Genomic DNA, 2078 nt, shown 5'->3' on the forward strand with positions numbered 1-2078 from the left:
ATTTACGCAACGGCCACAAAGCCACAAAACGTTAGCGGTAAGCTTTCGCAGAATAACGAATCATTGCATATGAACTCAGAATTAAATACAATAGTTGAATTAGAAGAAAAAAAAGAGTTTGATTTAGCATTCAAATCATACGAAAATTTATACTCTACAAATAGCGATGATTTTGAAGTTTGGAAACACTTTTACTTTTTTCTTTGGATTATAATCGAAGATATGCCGAATGAGTTTATTGAAAAAATAAATAGAGAAAAACGTTTACAGAAAATGTTTCTTGAAGGAAAAGTAAATTTTAACGATAATCCCGAATTTAATTTTATTGTTGGATATACAATGTCAATCTTTCCGTATGAATTTGGAAATCATGAAGTTTATGAAAAACTAAGTAAAGAATTGATAACAAATGCCATTAACATTGATTCAGAAAATCCAATCTATAAAATGGCTTATTTTGGTGATTTACTAGATACACCTTTAGAATATGAAGAATTGAAATTAAAATCTTTGCCAATAGTTTTGAAAAAATATAATGGAATCGGGTTATTAAATAAATATTTTAGACAAGTATTAAACAGAGTGAAAAAATAAGCCTACCGCTAACACTTGCTACAAGCGATTTGGGCAATTGGCTTAATGGAAAAATTGGTTTGTATTTGGCAGTTTTGGCAAATCCGAAAAATAACGCTGATTTAACCCCAAACCGCTTGTAGCAAGGGAACGTTATATGACATATTATCAAGCTTGAAAACAGAAATGGAAAAGAAGCATATTTACTTTTTATTATTTTTTAATTTGTTTATTTCAAATTGTTTGAGTCAAAATATTGAACAACAAAAAGCCATTGAAAATAAATTAAGTGATATTTTTATGGGATTTGATACAACATTAAAACCTACCCAAATTGAAGAAAAATATTTTGGACCTCTTGATGTAGAACCAGGTGATAAAAAAAGAATACCAGAAAAAAACATAATAAAATTTAAAACTCATCCATTTATATCGAATTTTTATTCAGGAAACTTTAATGTAAATTATTTATATGATAAAAAATATTTTGACAAGTATGGTCTTTATCAAATAAAAATGAACATATTTTTTGATGATAAAATCAAATGCATATCTGAATATAAAAAACTTACGGAATATTTTGAATTATTTGGCGTAAAGAAAATTGTAACAACAGTGAGAAATGATTACAATATTAGTTTGATAGATAACGAAAAAACTCTTTTTTTAAAAAATTCTTATAAAGAGTTTCCGAGATTAGAAATTTATTATGGCTATGAAGAAACAGAAAATATAAGCTACATAACCATTACTTTAATGAAAAGCTGGAATAATACTGTTCCTAGAATTCGATTGTTTGGAAATTAAACAAATACGTCATATAACAGCGGTTTTATGAAATTGGGGTTTTAGTGTTTAATGGGACGAGCTTTTTGTATATTTGACTTCAGTCCTAATGGAAAGTTTGGGAACAAATCTCCCCAACTTCATAAAGCCGGCGGGACGTTATGAGTAATACTATCATAGCGATGAAAAACTTAGTAGATGAAGAAAATCAACATAAAAATTGTGTTAGCTCAATGTGTTAGTCTGATATTTCTAATAAATGGAATAAAAAGGCTTATACTTTCGTCACAAGCGGAAAAATATAAATGTCTTATCGATTATTTTCAAAATAATGAATCCAATTGTTGGAAACAATTTCAATCGCAATATAAAACAATGGCAAATTTTATTGTTTTTGATGCCTACTTTGCCTTATATGGGTTTATAATCGGAATTATTCTCATTGGCGTAATTAATTGGCAAAATAAGAAATCTCCAATATACATAACTTCCGTTCTTTTTATTGTTCTAATTCCTTTTGCTACTGGCATTTTAAAAAAAGGAATCATAAATAACACATTCAATACTTTTGGAGGACTTTTTTCAAATGATTTTGGAGTTAAAAATCTAATTGGTGGAATATTTTTCACTTTAATTGGGTTATTAATTTCATGGAAAAGTGCTAAATGGAATACAAGTACTACTCATAACAGCGGTTTAGACTAATAAATCCTTTTAAG

Annotated in this window: 3 protein-coding genes; all 3 read left to right on the forward strand. The window is 27.6% G+C overall.

Annotation, left to right across the window (positions count from 1 at the left end; genetic code table 11):
- Positions 1-594, forward strand: a 594-nt coding sequence (locus EZM65_RS15575; RefSeq protein WP_169051727.1) for a hypothetical protein, incomplete at its 5' end; no start/stop codon positions are given.
- A 165-nt stretch (positions 595-759) separates the two neighbouring features.
- Positions 760-1380, forward strand: a complete 621-nt coding sequence (locus tag EZM65_RS15325) for a hypothetical protein (RefSeq protein ID WP_136669435.1) — start codon at positions 760-762, stop codon at positions 1378-1380.
- A gap of 177 nt (positions 1381-1557) precedes the next feature.
- Entirely contained in the window at positions 1558-2064 is a 507-nt protein-coding gene (locus EZM65_RS15330; RefSeq protein WP_136669436.1) for a hypothetical protein, read from the forward strand.
- Positions 2065-2078 lie beyond the last annotated feature (14 nt).

Source organism: Flavobacterium sp. H122 (assembly GCF_004959765.1).
In the GTDB taxonomy this organism is placed as follows: Bacteria; Bacteroidota; Bacteroidia; order Flavobacteriales; family Flavobacteriaceae; genus Flavobacterium.

Excerpts from the sequence above, each read along its gene's own strand:
- EZM65_RS15325 (WP_136669435.1), top strand. The coding sequence starts at position 760 with ATGGAAAAGAAGCATATTTACTTTTTATTATTTTTTAATTTGTTTATT.
- EZM65_RS15330 (WP_136669436.1), top strand. The coding sequence starts at position 1,558 with ATGAAGAAAATCAACATAAAAATTGTGTTAGCTCAATGTGTTAGTCTG.